The 15,039-nt window shown below is 38.0% G+C and carries 13 protein-coding genes and 1 other annotated feature (1 of these 14 only partly in view); all 13 genes read left to right on the plus strand.

The features are described 5' to 3' along the window. The 13 genes from rimP to lepA all read left to right on the plus strand — a co-directional run bounded on the left by rimP (window position 1) and on the right by lepA (window position 14,767). On the plus strand, window positions 1-468 hold the full coding sequence (gene rimP / locus EKM66_RS02020) for a ribosome maturation factor RimP (RefSeq protein ID WP_125761169.1): 468 nt from the start codon (window positions 1-3) through the stop codon (window positions 466-468). Window positions 469-491: 23 nt separating this feature from the next. After that, a complete protein-coding gene (gene nusA / locus EKM66_RS02025) occupies window positions 492-1,667 on the plus strand; it encodes a transcription termination factor NusA (RefSeq protein WP_125761171.1) in 1,176 nt (391 codons plus the stop codon). Between the two features lie 13 nt (window positions 1,668-1,680). After that, the gene (gene rnpM, locus EKM66_RS02030; RefSeq protein WP_125761173.1) at window positions 1,681-1,989 is read left to right on the plus strand and encodes an RNase P modulator RnpM; all 309 of its coding nucleotides are present in this window, start codon (window positions 1,681-1,683) and stop codon (window positions 1,987-1,989) included. Further along, window positions 1,986-2,285 (plus strand): L7Ae/L30e/S12e/Gadd45 family ribosomal protein, encoded by a 300-nt coding sequence (locus EKM66_RS02035; RefSeq protein ID WP_125761175.1) that lies wholly within the window; start codon window positions 1,986-1,988, stop codon window positions 2,283-2,285. The genes rnpM and EKM66_RS02035 overlap by 4 nt, the downstream gene beginning before the upstream one ends. Before the next feature lie 13 nt (window positions 2,286-2,298). Then, window positions 2,299-5,268 carry a translation initiation factor IF-2 gene (gene infB, locus EKM66_RS02040; protein WP_125761177.1) on the plus strand — a complete coding sequence of 990 codons (2,970 nt, stop codon included), beginning with the start codon at window positions 2,299-2,301 and terminating at the stop codon, window positions 5,266-5,268. An 11-nt stretch (window positions 5,269-5,279) separates the two neighbouring features. Beyond that, entirely contained in the window at window positions 5,280-5,639 is a 360-nt protein-coding gene (rbfA, locus tag EKM66_RS02045; RefSeq protein ID WP_125761179.1) for a 30S ribosome-binding factor RbfA, read from the plus strand. 243 nt (window positions 5,640-5,882) lie between these two features. Further along, window positions 5,883-6,791, plus strand: coding sequence for a tRNA pseudouridine(55) synthase TruB (truB, locus tag EKM66_RS02050; RefSeq protein ID WP_125761181.1), 909 nt, complete (start codon window positions 5,883-5,885; stop codon window positions 6,789-6,791). Window positions 6,792-6,803: 12 nt separating this feature from the next. After that, window positions 6,804-7,748, plus strand: a complete 945-nt coding sequence (ribF, locus tag EKM66_RS02055) for a riboflavin biosynthesis protein RibF (RefSeq protein WP_125761183.1) — start codon at window positions 6,804-6,806, stop codon at window positions 7,746-7,748. Window positions 7,749-7,911: 163 nt separating this feature from the next. After that, on the plus strand, window positions 7,912-8,958 hold the full coding sequence (gene hrcA / locus EKM66_RS02060; protein WP_125761185.1) for a heat-inducible transcriptional repressor HrcA: 1,047 nt from the start codon (window positions 7,912-7,914) through the stop codon (window positions 8,956-8,958). 16 nt (window positions 8,959-8,974) lie between these two features. Next, window positions 8,975-9,550, plus strand: a complete 576-nt coding sequence (gene grpE, locus EKM66_RS02065) for a nucleotide exchange factor GrpE (protein ID WP_125761187.1) — start codon at window positions 8,975-8,977, stop codon at window positions 9,548-9,550. A gap of 61 nt (window positions 9,551-9,611) precedes the next feature. Next, on the plus strand, window positions 9,612-11,486 hold the full coding sequence (gene dnaK, locus EKM66_RS02070) for a molecular chaperone DnaK (RefSeq protein ID WP_164505009.1): 1,875 nt from the start codon (window positions 9,612-9,614) through the stop codon (window positions 11,484-11,486). Window positions 11,487-11,633: 147 nt separating this feature from the next. Further along, a complete protein-coding gene (gene dnaJ, locus EKM66_RS02075) occupies window positions 11,634-12,767 on the plus strand; it encodes a molecular chaperone DnaJ (protein WP_125761191.1) in 1,134 nt (377 codons plus the stop codon). Between the two features lie 149 nt (window positions 12,768-12,916). Beyond that, a complete protein-coding gene (gene lepA / locus EKM66_RS02080; protein WP_404811445.1) occupies window positions 12,917-14,767 on the plus strand; it encodes a translation elongation factor 4 in 1,851 nt (616 codons plus the stop codon). 55 nt (window positions 14,768-14,822) lie between these two features. Beyond that, window positions 14,823-15,039 (plus strand) — a binding site (T-box leader) (it continues 13 nt past the right edge of the window).

The raw sequence follows: 15,039 nt of genomic DNA on the forward strand, positions 1-15,039 counted from the left end.
TTGAATACAAAAATTGATGAATTAAAAGCCATCTTACAGCCTGTTTTGGATAAGCATGATTTCTTTCTAGTCGACCTAGAATTTGTTCATGAACGTGGAGATTGGTATTTACGTGTATATGCTGATAAAAAAGGCGGCATCAGTATTGATGATTGTGCTGTTATCAGTGAAGAATATGGTGAAAAGTTGGATGAACTTGATCCAATCGAGCCAGCATATTACTTAGAGGTATCTTCGCCAGGTGCTGAGAGACCAATTGAGAATGATGAAAGTCTTTCAAACTACGAGGGTGCATACGTAAATGTTTCCTTATACCAAAAACAAGACGGTGACAAAGTTTTCGAAGGAACAATGACTGAAGTAACCGATGCACAAATCACTTTAAACATAAAAGTTAAGAATCTTAAAAAGACAATCGTTATTGATAGAGATAAAATTGCTAAGATTCGTTTAGCCATAGAATTCTAGAGAATTCGTCGAAGGAGAATAACATGAGTAAAGAAATGGTTGACGCACTTGATGCGTTAGAAACTGAAAAAGGTATCAAAAAAGAATATGTTATTGAATCATTGGAGGCAGCTCTTGTTGCAGCCTATAAGCGTAATTACAATCAAGCTCAAAACGTTGAGGTTGAATTTGACGCAAAAAAGGGTAATATACATGTTTATGCAGTTAAAGAAGTTGTTGACGAAGTCGTTGATGACAGACTAGAAATTACTCTTGATGATGCTTCTAAGAAGAGCAAAGGTTATGAACTTGGTGACCATGTTCGTGAAGAAGTAACACCTAAAGACTTCGGTAGAATTGCGGCACAAACTGCTAAACAAGTAATTATGCAACGTGTTCGTGAAGCCGAACGTGATATCATTTATAATGAGTACAGTCAATATGAACACGAAATCATTCAAGGTATCGTTGAACGAAGTGATAGTAGATTTGTATACATCAACTTTGGTAAGATTGAAGCTGTTATGGCTAAGTCTGACCAAATGCCAGGAGAAACATACAATTCTCGTGATAGAATTCGTGTGTATGTTACAAAGGTTGAGAACGCTACTAAGGGTCCTCAAGTCTTCGTATCAAGAACCGATCCAGGTTTGGTTAAGAGATTATTTGAACAAGAGGTTCCAGAAATATATGATGGAACTGTCGAAATCGTTTCTATTGCTCGTGAAGCGGGTGACAGAACTAAGATTGCTGTTAAATCAGATAATCCAGATATTGACCCAGTTGGTACATGTGTTGGACCTAAGGGTTCACGTGTTCAAGCTGTTGTTGATGAATTAAACGGTGAAAACATTGATGTTGTGCCTTATGTTGATGATCCAATCGACTTTATCGCTAATGCATTGAACCCAGCAGAAGTTATTGCTGTTCAATTCGACGATACTGATAAAAAACAATGTATTGTTATTGTTCCTGATTATCACTTGTCATTGGCAATTGGTAAAAAGGGTCAAAATGCACGTTTAGCTGCTAAATTAACTGGATATAAAATTGATATTAAACCTGAATCACAGGTTGAATTTGTTGATGATAACGACCAAGATGTACCTGTAGATGATATTGAGAAAAAATTAGATGAAGAAAAGTCTAAAGAAGATACACCTAAGACAGATACAACTCCAGAAACTGACTCAGATACAGATTCAGATTCACAAGATTAAGGGGGTGATGGGTTTGGCAACGCGTAAGATACCCATGAGAAAAGATGTTCTAACTAACAAGATGTACCCTAAAAGAGAAATGGTTAGAATTGTAAAAGATAAAGAAGGTACTATTTCCATTGACCCAACTGGCAAGAAGTCTGGACGTGGTGCTTATGTAGGGCTAGATCCTGATGCCGTGAAAGAAGCAAAATCCAAGAAAGTATTGGATAAAGTTTTCTCACACTCAGTTTCAGAAGATTTTTATGATGAATTATTCGAATTCGTAGACCATCAAAAAGCCAGAATGGATCTATTCGGAGATTTGGGTAAGAAACATTGAAAGATGCATTTCTAAATTTTTTGGGTATAGCTCTGCGTGCTGGAAAAATGATTAGTGGTACAGAATTAACCTTGCAGGGGATTCGAAATCAGAGCGTTAAATTAGTAATAATGGCAAGTGATTGCAGTGATCGTACAAAAAAGGATTTGACTAATAAGACTGATTCTTATAATGTGCCGTTAATTGATAACTTCACAAGTCAAGAACTAAAAAGATCAATCGGTAAAGAACGTAAGGTTATCGGTATTACGGATCTTGGAATTGCTAGAAGGTTAATTGAAATTATGGAAAATTAAGGAGAGTGATAGGATGGCCAAAAAACGAATCTATACTATTGCAAAAGAAAATAGTGTTGAAAACCAGGTTGTATTAGATGCCGCTGCCAAATTAGGTATCGATGTTAAAAATCACATGTCATCAGTTGATGAGACAAGTGAAAAGAAGATTGTAGGTAGTCTAAAGGGTGGTAAACCAGCTGCAAAGCCAGTTTCAAAACCTGCTGCCAAACCAGCTTCAAATAATACATCAAGTAATACTGCTCCAAAAGGAAATACTAGTGAGAATCATCAACAAAGTGGTGATCACAAAACTAAGATCAAAATTACTGCTGTAAGAAGAGATCCAAACAAGAATAAGGGTCACTTTGATCGTAATAACCATAATCGTAACAATAGTAACGGTAATGGTAACGGAAACAGTAACTATCGTGGAAACAATAATAATAACCACAATGGAAACCGTAACAACAGCTCTGCATCAAACACTGCAAACCGTCCAAATGGAAACAGTAATTACAGAGGCAACAACAATAGTAGTAATACTACTAACAACGGTAACCGTCCTGGTAATAGCAATAATGGGAACAATCGTCCAAACGATAATCGTAGCAACAACAATCGTAATGACAATAGAAATAACAGTTCTCAAAACCGTGATCGTCGTAACAATGGCAGTGTTAGACGTGATCGTCCACAAACATCACAAGCACCAAGACCTAGACAAAGCGCTGGTAATAAGTATCTAGAGCAATTTAAGACAAATATCCAAGAGGCTAGTCGTACGCCTTCCCGTCCTAGAAACAATCGTAATAACCATAATGCAAGTAACGGTAGTCGTCCAAACGAAAACCGTAACAACAATAGCAACCATTCTAGCGCAAACCGTAATAGTAATAACCGTCCTAATAACAATAATAGTAACGGTCGTTACAATAACAATAACCACAATAGTAATAACAATAATAATGCTAATAACAGAAACAATAACAACCCAAGCAGAAGACCAGCAGCACAAAACACTGCTAAGGAAACTGCAAAGGTAAATGTTTCTCCAGCAAGCGTTGAAGTTCCAAAGCCAGAATACAAGAAGACAAAGCCAACGAATAACAATCGTGACTTTGGCCACAAGCAAAATCTAGCTAATCCTTTCGGTAGTCGTAAGAAGAAGAAGGAAAGAAAGAGACAACAACGTCAAAGAACTGAACCAAAGAAGCCAATGCCACAAAGAAAAGATCGTCCATTACCAAAGACACTTGTATATACTGTCGGTATGAATGCTCAGGATATTGGTAAATTGATTCACCGTGAGCCAGCTGAAATTGTTAAGAAGTTGTTCATGCTTGGTATTATGATCAACCAAAACCAATCATTGGATAAAGATGCAATTGAATTATTAGCTACTGATTACGGTATTGAATCAGAAGAAAAGGTTCAAGAAGATATTGCTGATATCGATCAATACTTCGATGCTGAAACAACAAATAAAGAGAACTTGGTACCTCGTCCTCCAGTTGTTACTATCATGGGACACGTTGATCATGGTAAGACAACATTGCTTGATCACTTGAGACATACTCACGTTACAGCTGGTGAAGCTGGTGGTATTACTCAACATATTGGTGCTTATCAAGTTAGATTGAACGATCGTTTGATCACATTCCTTGATACTCCAGGACACGCTGCCTTTACTAATATGCGTGCTCGTGGTGCTGATATTACTGATATTGTTATCCTAGTTGTAGCTGCTGATGATGGTGTTATGCCACAGACAATCGAAGCTATCAACCATGCTAAAGCTGCTAATGATCCAATCATCGTTGCGGTTAACAAGATTGATAAACCAGGTGCAAATCCACAACATGTTATCGAACAATTGATGGAATATGAGCTTGTTCCTGAAGATTATGGTGGGGATACTATCTTTGTTAATATTTCTGCTAAAGTCGGAACAAACATTGATCAATTACTTGAAATGATTCTTCTTCAAGCTGATGTTATGGAATTGAAAGCAAATCCTAAACAAAAAGCTGTCGGTACTGTTATCGAAGCTAAGCTTGATAAAGGCCGTGGACCTGTTGCATCACTATTGGTACAACAAGGTACACTTCATGTTGGAGATCCAATTGTTGTTGGTAACACATATGGACGTGTTAGAACTATGACAAACTATAACGGTAAAGAAGTTAAGAAGGCATTGCCTTCTCAACCTATTGAAGTTACTGGTTTGAATGATGTTCCAGAATCAGCTGATAAGTTCGTTGTCTTTGACGATGAGAAGACAGCTCGTGCAGCTGGTGAAGAACGTGCTAGTCGTGCTCTTCAAATCGAACGTCAAAACACTAACCCTGTTACACTTGATAACTTGTTCGAGACAATGAAAGAAGGAGAACTTAAGACTGTCGACGTTATTATTAAAGCCGATGTTCAAGGTTCTGCCGAAGCTATTGCCGGAAGTTTGAAGAAGATTGAAGTTAAGGGTGTTCGTGTAAACATTATTCATTCTGCCGTTGGTGCAATTACTGAAAGTGATGTTAACCTTGCTGCTGCAAGTAGTGCCATCATTATCGGATTCAATGTACGCCCAACTGCTCAAGCACGTGTACAAGCTAAAGATGAAAATGTTGATATTCGTCTACACAGAGTTATCTATAAGGCTATTGATGAAATTGAAGCAGCCATGAAGGGTATGCTAGAACCAGTTTACGAAGAAAAGATCACAGGTAACTTAACAGTTCGTGAAACATACAATGTTTCTAAGATTGGTACAATTGCCGGATGTCTTGTAAATAATGGTAGCATCACTCGTGATAGTGGAGTTCGTCTAATTAGAGACGGTATCGTAGTCTATGAAGGCAAGCTCGCTTCACTTAAACGTTTCAAGGACGACGTCAAAGAAGTTAAGTCAGGATTCGAATGTGGTATCACAATTGAAAACTACAATGACATTAAGATTGGCGACGAAGTTGAAGCCTATGTGATGGAAGAAGTTCCAGTCAAATAGGAGATGAAAATATGGTAAAACATAGAATCGGACGTGTAGAACAAGAGATTCAAAAAGAAGTAAATGATATTCTGTTAAAACGTGTACGTGATCCTCGTGTACAAGGCGTTACAGTTACTGGAATTGAAATGACAGGCGACCTACAATCAGCCACGATTTATTACAGCATTCTATCTGAAAAAGCTAGTGATGTTGAAAAGACCCAAGCAGGATTGGATAAGGCCAAGGGATTAATTCGCAAAGAGTTAGCTCCTCGCTTGACACTCTACAAGATTCCAGAATTGGAATTCAAGCAGGATAAATCTATCCAATACGGAGAGAAGATTGACCGCTTGATTGCTAAGTTGCACCAGGATGAAGCGAATAGATAGAGGGTTGAAGAAGCCGGTAGATTTTGAGCATTAGTCGCATTTTACGAGTTGCACACGTAGTGGGCGACTTGGAAAATGTAGCTAAGCGCAGAAATCTGGCTTCTGCAACTCGTTTAGGCCCAGCAAGTAAAATTGCTGAGCCTTTTTCTATACAATCTCAAAAAAATGATTGTTAAACTATTTAAATAACTAGTAGAATAGTCCTTGATATGTTTTAGAAATTAATTGAATTTGGAGATTGAAATGAACGGAGTAATTCCTCTAAATAAAGAAATCGGAATGACAAGTTCTGATTATGTATATAAATTGCGCAAGATTCTTCACACGAAGAAAATCGGTCACACCGGCACACTGGACCCATTAGTTGATGGAGTTCTACCAATATGTGTCGGTCAATCAACAAAATTAGTCAACCGCTTGACTGGTTCACCTAAGGAATATGAAGGCGAGATCACTCTTGGTAAATCTACGACCACTGAGGACCGTGAAGGGGATGTAGTTAAGGAAGTTAAACTTTCAAAGCCTTTTGAAGATTCAGAGTTGAAGACAACATTTGAAAAAATGATTGGTGAGCTGACACAGATTCCACCAATGTATTCTGCGGTCAAAGTTAATGGTAAAAAGTTATATGAATATGCACGTGCTGGAATCGAGGTTGAACGTCCAGAGCGACATATTAATATTTATGATTTCTACATGATGGGTGAACCTGAATTTGATGAAGAATCAGGTACTCAAAAGCTCAGATTCCATGTGAAATGTTCAAAGGGGACTTACGTCCGAACACTTGCAGTTGAATTCGGCGAGTTACTCGGAGTTCCTTCATTCATGTCACAACTAACTAGGACTGAGAGTGCTGGATTCAATATCAGTGAGACTTATAAGTTGGCGGACATCAGAAAAATGATGGACGAAGATAATCATGAATTCTTGAAGAGTACCGATGAGGTATTGTCATACATGCAAGCACATGAATTGACTGATGAAGAGTGGGAAGTTCGTGTACTACATGGCGGTTTCTTGGATTTAAAGAATTATGATCACAAGCAAAACTTGCGTGTCACTAGGGATAATGTAACTAAGGCAATTTATAAATATAATGATGAACGTCAATTATGGATTCCAGATACAATGTTACTGAATAATGATTAGGGGGATGAACTGATGAAAATATTAAATGTTAAGCATCCACTTAAAGATGACCAAATACCTGATTCCGATATAGTTTTGATTATGGGCTTTTTTGATGGTGTTCATCGTGGACACCAAAAAGTTATTCAGCGTGGAGTTGATTTGGCACATGAAAAAGGATTGAAATCAGTTCTACTGACCTTTGACAGGTCGCCACGTGAAATATACCAACATGAAAATAATTATAAGTATATTTCAACTATGGATCGTAAAGCTGAGCTAGTGAACAAAATGGGTGTTGATGAATTGTACTTTGTTGAATTCACATCAGACTTTGCTAGTTTGCCACCACAAGAATTCGTGGACTATTACATGGTCAAAATTAGAGCTAAATATTTGGTGGCAGGCTTCGATTATACTTATGGTAAAAAGGATATAGCTAATATGCAGACACTGCCCAACTTTGCAAAAGACAAGTTCGAAGTAGTGACTGTTCCTGAACAGATGATCAATGGCGAAAAAATCGGTTCGAGTACTATTAAGAAATTGATTCTATCAGATAGAGTTGATTATGCTAATGAATTATTGGGCTACAACTATCAGAATCAAGGACAGGTTGTACATGGGCTACAGAGAGGACGTACGCTGGGTTATCCAACTGCTAATGTACATACCACTAAAGAGCAATTAAAGCCTTCTATCGGTGTATATGTGACTCGTATCGAGGTAGATGGTAAATGGTACCCATCTATGACCTCGGTTGGCTATAATGTCACTTTTAAAGAGGACACTGGTGTGACTATCGAAACGAATATCTTTGACTTCGATGAAGATATCTACGGGAAAGATGTTCGTGTAGAATGGCTTCATTACCTTCGTGGTGAGATCAAGTTTGATGGTGCAGATGCATTAGTTGAACAATTACATACTGATAAAGAGAATTCAATTAAGTATTTTAAAGAACATAATTTTGAATAAATAGTTTACTTTTTGATTTGAGAGTGTGAAATTAGCACTCTCTTTTATTTTTGCTAATTTTTTAAATTTTCTGAGCGTCTGTACTTGACACTATAGGGATAGATTGTTATATTTTACATTGTTAGCACTCCAATATGAATAGTGCTAAAAGGAGGACGGTATAATGTTATCGGAACGTCAAGATGCAATCTTGAGAGAAGTCGTGCGCATTTTCACAGATACCGGCCAGCCGGTTGGTTCAAAAACATTGATGAACGCATTACCATTTCATGTTAGTTCGGCAACCATCAGAAATGAGATGGCTGTACTGGAAGAAATAGGTTACTTAGAGAAGACTCATCTTTCTTCTGGACGTATTCCTTCCGCAATGGGATATCGTTATTATCTCGATAATTTGGTACAACCTACTACCGTACCGCAAGATATCGCTAAAAGAATTGATGAAGATTTTGGTCAAACGTATCATCAAATTGATGACATTATTGAACAATCGGCTAAGATCTTATCTCATTTAACAAGTTACACTGCTATTACATTAGGACCTGAAAGCAGTCAGATATTATTAACTGGATTTAGAATCGTTCCTTTGAATTCTCGTCAAATTATGGCGATCATTGTAACATCTGATAATAATGTTGAGAGTAACATTTATACAATTGATGAAAATTTTGATACAGAGTTAATTGAGAAAATTGTTAGAGTTGTGAATGATAAGTTAGTTGGACAACCTTTGCCAAGAGTTATCCAATTGCTCCACAATGATGTGCCTGCTATCTTGTCACAGTACATGTATTCTAACGAAGGATTGATTGATATGATCGATCAATTGTTTAAGAAGGCTGGATCAGAGAAGTATTTCGTTGATGGCCAATTGAACCTATTGAATTACGCCAACAATGAAGACTTGTCGGACGTACAATCTTTGTTCTCAATTATTAATCAGAGTACAGATTTGAAGAAACTGTTAGATCCAAGTGATACTGATGATGGTATTAGGGTTCGGTTAGGTAGTGAGTTAGGATCTGATGCATTGAAGAATTACAGTATTATCACGGCAAATTATGATGTTGGACATCATGGTAAAGGCGTGATTGCATTACTGGGACCAACAACAATGCATTATTCACAATTAATTGGTTTATTAGGTGAATTTAGACAAGAATTGGCAAAACGATTGATTGACTATTATTCACGGTATGATGATTCTTGATATTTAGGAGGAAGTAATGGCAGATAAAGAGAAACAAGAAGATGTAAAAGCTTCTAGCAAACAAACTAAAGAAGCACCAAAGGCTGATGCCAAAGATGCCAAAAAGAGTGCTGAAAAAGTAACCAAGATCGATCCTAAGGATGCAAAAATCAAGGATCTTGAGGCTAAGAATTCAGAACTAGAAGATAAGTTTTTGAGAAGCCAAGCTGAAATTCAAAATATGAATAATCGTCATAAGAAGGAAGTTGCTGGAATCCTTAAATATGATGGTCAAAAATTGGCTACTGAAATTCTTCCAGTAATTGATAACTTAGAACGTGCTTTGGATGTTGAAGTCAGCGATGACGCTGGCAAGCAATTGAAGAAGGGTATTGAAATGGTACAGCAACACATGGTTAAGGCTTTGACTGACAATCATGTAACTATCATTGATAATGCTGGTGAGAAGTTTGATCCCAATGACAGTCAAGCAGTGCAAACTGTTCCCGCTGACAAGGATCACGCTAAAGACACTGTTGTTCAAGTTTTGCAAAAGGGTTATAAGTTGGAAGATAGAGTTCTTCGTCCAGCAATGGTCGTAGTTGCTCAATAGACAACGATTAATCTATTATTAAAGTTAATAAATATTAAAAATTCAAAAGAGGTTTATATTTATGTCAAAAGTTATTGGTATTGATTTAGGTACAACAAACTCAGCTGTTGCCGTACTTGAAGGTGGTTCACCAAAAATTATTGCTAACCCAGAAGGCGCAAGAACAACACCTTCAGTTGTAGCTTTCAAAGATGGTGAAATTCAAGTTGGTGAAGTTGCTAAGAGACAAGCAATCACAAATCCTGATACGGTTTCATCAATTAAGAGACACATGGGTGAAGCAGGTTACAAGGTAACTGTTGCCGGCAAGTCATACACACCACAAGAAATTTCTGCTATGATCTTGCAACACATCAAGAAGTTCTCAGAGGACTATCTTGGCGAACCAGTTACAGATGCAGTTATCACAGTTCCTGCATACTTCAACGATTCACAAAGACAAGCTACAAAGGATGCTGGTAAGATTGCCGGTTTGAACGTTCAACGTATCGTTAACGAACCAACTGCATCAGCACTTGCTTATGGTCTTGACAATGACAAGGGTGATGAAAAGATTCTTGTTTATGACCTTGGTGGTGGTACATTCGATGTTTCTATCCTTGAATTAGGTGACGGTGTCTTCGAAGTACTTTCAACAAATGGTGATACACATCTTGGTGGTGATGACTTTGATCAAAAGGTTATCGACTGGTTAGTTGAACAATTCAAGAACAAAAATGGCGTTGACTTGTCACAAGACAAGATGGCCCTACAAAGATTAAAGGATGCTGCTGAAAAAGCTAAGAAGGACTTATCAGGTGTTGCACAAACATCAATCAGTCTTCCATTTATTTCATCAGGTGCTAATGGCCCACTTCACTTGGAAGAAACATTGACACGTGCTAAGTTTGATGAATTAACATCAGACCTAGTTGAAAAGACAAGAATCCCTGTTGACAATGCTCTTAAGGATGCCGGACTATCAATCGGTGACCTTGACAAGGTTATCTTAAATGGTGGTTCAACACGTACACCAGCTGTTCAAGCTGCTGTTGAAAAGTGGACAGGTAAGACACCTGATCACTCAATCAACCCTGACGAAGCCGTTGCCTTAGGTGCTGCTATCCAAGGTGGTGTTATCTCTGGTGATGTTAAAGACGTTGTTCTACTTGATGTCACACCACTTTCATTAGGTATTGAAACAATGGGTGGAGTATTTACTAAGTTGATCGATAGAAATACAACTATCCCAACAAGCAAGTCACAAACATTCTCAACCGCTGCGGATAATCAAAACGCTGTTGATATTCATGTTCTACAAGGTGAACGTCCAATGGCTGCTGACAATAAGACCTTAGGTCGTTTCCAATTAACAGATATTCCAGCTGCACCAAGAGGTGTACCTCAGATTGAAGTTAAATTCGATATCGATAAGAACGGTATTGTAAATGTTTCTGCTAAAGATCTTGGTACTAACAAGGAACAAAAGATTACTATCAAGAGTTCATCAGGTTTGAGCGATGAAGAAATCGATCAAATGATGAAAGAAGCTAAGGAACACGAAGACGAAGATAACAAGCGTAAGGAAGAAGTAGACGTTAAGAACGATGTTGAACAAGCATTGTTTGCTACTGACAAGACTCTTAAAGATATTAAGGGTAAGGTTTCTGACGATGAAATCAAGAAAGCCGAAGATGCTCGTGATGTTTTGAAGAAGGCTCAAGACTCTGGTGATATTGAAGACATGAAGAAGAAACGTGACGAGTTGAATAAAATCGTCCAAGATCTTTCTGTAAAACTATATCAACAAGCTCAAGGTGCTCAACAAGCCGGTGGCGCTGATGGTGCTACAGGTGCAGGCGCAACAGGAACTGGTTCAGCTGATGGCAAGAAGTCAGATGACGGTACTGTTGATGGTGACTTCGAAGAAGTAGATCCTGATAAAGACAAGAAATAATCAATATTAAATAATAATTTGTGATAAAGAGCAGTCATTTCAATTACTAGACCAACCATGGTATAGTATTAATAACTGCTCTTTTGAGCATAAAAGGACAATATGGGATGAATCTTAAATCCCAGTCGATACAAGGGTGATTGTTAAATGGCAGATAAAGATCCATATGAAACTTTAGGCGTTGACAAAAACGCTTCTGAAGACGAAATCAAAAAGGCCTTTCGTAGCCTTTCAAAAAAATACCATCCAGATATTAATAAAGCTCCGGATGCTGAAGAAAAGTTTAAGGAAATTAACGATGCATATGAAACCTTAAAGGATCCTCAAAAGCGTGCTAGATATGACCAATATGGTTCAGCTGGTATGAATCAAGGACAAGGTTTCGGCGGATTTGGTGGCGCCGGTGGCGGCGAACAATTCGGTGGATTTGAAGATATCTTTAGTCAGTTCTTTGGTGGTGGCGGAACTCAGCGTCAAAGTCCTAATGCACCTAGACAAGGTTCTGACTTGCAATATCGTATGGATTTGACCTTTGAAGAAGGTGTCTTTGGTAAGAAGACTGATATTTCATACGATCGTGAAGAAGTCTGCAAGACTTGTGATGGTAGTGGTGCCAAACCTGGTACACATCCTGAAACTTGTTCGAAGTGTCATGGTTCCGGTTATGTTGAAGTAGATCGTCAAACTCCACTAGGCCGTATGCGTACAAGAGTTGTTTGTGATGTCTGCAATGGTACTGGTAAAGAAATTAAAGAAAAGTGCAACATTTGTCACGGTAAGGGTAAAGTTAATGAAAAACATACTCTTAAAGTTACAGTTCCAGCAGGTGTTGAAGATGGACAACAAATGCGTCTAGATGCTCAAGGTGAAGCCGGTGAAAATGGTGGACCTTACGGTGATCTATATATTGTCTTCCATGTTTCACCAAGTAAGGAATTCAAACGTGATGGATCAACAATTTTCTCATCAGTAAATATCAGTTTCCCTCAAGCAGCGTTAGGTGATGAAATCAAAGTTAATACTGTTCATGGTCCAGTTAAGTTAACTGTTCCAAGTGGTACACAAACTGGTACATCATTCAGATTACGTGGTAAGGGTGCTCCTGTTCTTAATAGTAAGAACATCGGTGATCAAAAGGTAACAGTTAATATTGTTACACCTCGTAAGATGTCTGGTGAACAAAGGGATGCTTTGAAACAATTCGCTGAAGCTGGTGGAGATAAAGTTAAAGAAAAAGATAGTAACTTTTTCAATAAGATCAAAGATGCATTCAACGGTTAAAATATTTCAATCAAAAGAAGTCGTATAATTACGACTTCTTTTTCTATACGCTGCAGATGGTGGTATAGGTTGAAATAGTGTAAAATAGATTAGATGAGAATCTATTCTTAAATAATTAAAAGTAAATGAATGATAGAAGGGAAAATTTTATGGATCTGGATCTTGATAAATTAAAAGAACGACAAAAAAGAATTCGTAATTTTTCTATCGTAGCGCATATCGATCATGGTAAATCAACAATTGCCGATCGAATTTTGGAGAAGACACATACTATTTCAAAACGTGAGATGAAGGCACAGGTCCTTGATGATCTTGACCTTGAGCGCGAACGTGGAATTACAATTAAGTTAAATGCGGTTGAGTTGGAATATACTGCCAAAGATGGCAAAGATTATATTTTTCATCTGATCGATACACCAGGACATGTCGACTTCTCTTATGAGGTGTCACGCTCACTTGCTGCTTGTGAAGGTGCATTACTTGTAGTCGATGCTGCACAAGGTGTTGAAGCACAAACACTAGCAAATGCTTATTTGGCTATTGATAACGACTTGGAAATTGTGCCAGTTATCAATAAGGTTGATCTTCCTTCTGCGGAACCAGAAAAGGTTCAAGAAGAGATTGAGGAAATGATCGGTATCGATGCATCCGACTCCGTTATGACTAGTGCCAAAACTGGTTTGGGAATCGATGAATTACTCGAAAGAATTGTTTCTGATGTTCCTGCTCCAGAAGGTGATATTACCAAACCACTTAAGGCTTTGATCTTTGATTCTGTTTATGACAGTTATCGTGGTGTTGTCCTTAATGTGCGTGTCCGTGAAGGCCTTGTGAAGGTCGGTGACACGATTGAATTGATGAGTAATAAGAAGACCTTTGAAGTTACAGATGTCGGCGTAATGTCTCCTAAGGCCGTTTCTCGTGATTACTTGATGGCGGGTGATGTAGGTTATATTACTGCCAGCATCAAGTCAGTTGTCGAAACTCAAGTTGGTGATACTGTCACACTCGCTGACAATCCGACTGATGAGCCACTAACTGGTTATCGTAAGAGTACACCAATGGTGTATGCAGGTATGTATCCAGTTGATAACGGTAAGTATGAAGATTTACATGAAGCATTGGAGAAGTTAAAGCTAAATGATGCGGCGTTGGAATATGAACCTGAGACTTCCCAAGCCTTAGGTTTTGGATTCCGTGTTGGATTTTTAGGATTGCTTCATATGGATGTTGTTCAAGAACGTTTGGAGCGTGAATTCAATTTGGACTTGATCATCACATCACCATCAGTTGATTATCAAGTTACGACAACTTCTGGTGAAGAAATTGTGGTTGATAATCCAGCTGAATTGCCTGATGCTTCTGAAATCAAAGAAGTGCGTGAACCATACGTACGTGCTGAGATCATGGTTCCTGAAGATTACGTTGGTCCAGTTATGGAATTGTGCCAACGTAAACGTGGTGAATTTGTAACAATGGATTATTTGGATAAGTATCGTGTGAACGTTATTTATAAGTTGCCATTGCTAGAAATAATCTTTGATTTCTTCGATGATTTGAAGTCAAATACCAAAGGTTATGCTTCACTTGATTATCAAGTTGATGCATATGAACCAAGTGAATTGGTCAAAATGGATATCTTGCTTAATGGTGAACCAGTTGATGCCTTGAGTTTCATTGTTCATAAGGACTTTGCTTACCAACGTGGACGTGATATTGTTTCACGTTTGAAAGAAGTAATCCCTCGTCAAATGTTCGAGATCCCGGTTCAGGCTGCTATCGGTAACAAAGTTGTTGCCCGTGCCACTGTTAAAGCTTATCGTAAGGATGTTACAGCTAAGTTGTATGGTGGTGACCGAACACGTCGTGATAAGCTATTGAACAAGCAAAAGGCTGGTAAGAAGCGTATGAAGGAAGTCGGAAAAGTTTCGATTCCTCAAGAAGCCTTCATGTCAGTTCTTAACTTGAACAAGGGTCAAACAGACGATTCTGGTAAGTAGCTAATTCAGGCTTTACAATTCGTGTGAAAATATGCTACATTTAAGAAAATAATATATTATAGATATTAAAAGAAGGAGTACTATATACTTCATCCACAGGAAGCCGGGGATATTGAGAACCTGGCGTGTCGGTATATAGGAAAAACATCTTTGTTTTTCTAGCTGAAATTTCGAGAGTAGGCTTAGACGTAGACCAGTACGTTATAATTGGCAAGTATTTAATGTACGTTGAGGTGTTTTTTAAAAAAACTTGGGTGGTACCGCGGAAAATC

Source organism: Companilactobacillus hulinensis, from assembly GCF_003946555.1.
GTDB classification, from domain to species: domain Bacteria; phylum Bacillota; class Bacilli; order Lactobacillales; family Lactobacillaceae; genus Companilactobacillus; species Companilactobacillus hulinensis.

Bases quoted from the DNA above. Each gene is read 5' to 3' on its own strand.
- nusA (WP_125761171.1), top strand. From the start codon at position 492: ATGAGTAAAGAAATGGTTGACGCACTTGATGCGTTAGAAACTGAAAAA.
- truB (WP_125761181.1), top strand. From the start codon at position 5,883: ATGAACGGAGTAATTCCTCTAAATAAAGAAATCGGAATGACAAGTTCT.
- infB (WP_125761177.1), top strand. From the start codon at position 2,299: ATGGCCAAAAAACGAATCTATACTATTGCAAAAGAAAATAGTGTTGAA.
- dnaJ (WP_125761191.1), top strand. From the start codon at position 11,634: ATGGCAGATAAAGATCCATATGAAACTTTAGGCGTTGACAAAAACGCT.
- ribF (WP_125761183.1), top strand. From the start codon at position 6,804: ATGAAAATATTAAATGTTAAGCATCCACTTAAAGATGACCAAATACCT.
- rbfA (WP_125761179.1), top strand. From the start codon at position 5,280: ATGGTAAAACATAGAATCGGACGTGTAGAACAAGAGATTCAAAAAGAA.
- grpE (WP_125761187.1), top strand. From the start codon at position 8,975: ATGGCAGATAAAGAGAAACAAGAAGATGTAAAAGCTTCTAGCAAACAA.
- lepA (WP_404811445.1), top strand. From the start codon at position 12,917: ATGGATCTGGATCTTGATAAATTAAAAGAACGACAAAAAAGAATTCGT.
- dnaK (WP_164505009.1), top strand. From the start codon at position 9,612: ATGTCAAAAGTTATTGGTATTGATTTAGGTACAACAAACTCAGCTGTT.
- hrcA (WP_125761185.1), top strand. From the start codon at position 7,912: ATGTTATCGGAACGTCAAGATGCAATCTTGAGAGAAGTCGTGCGCATT.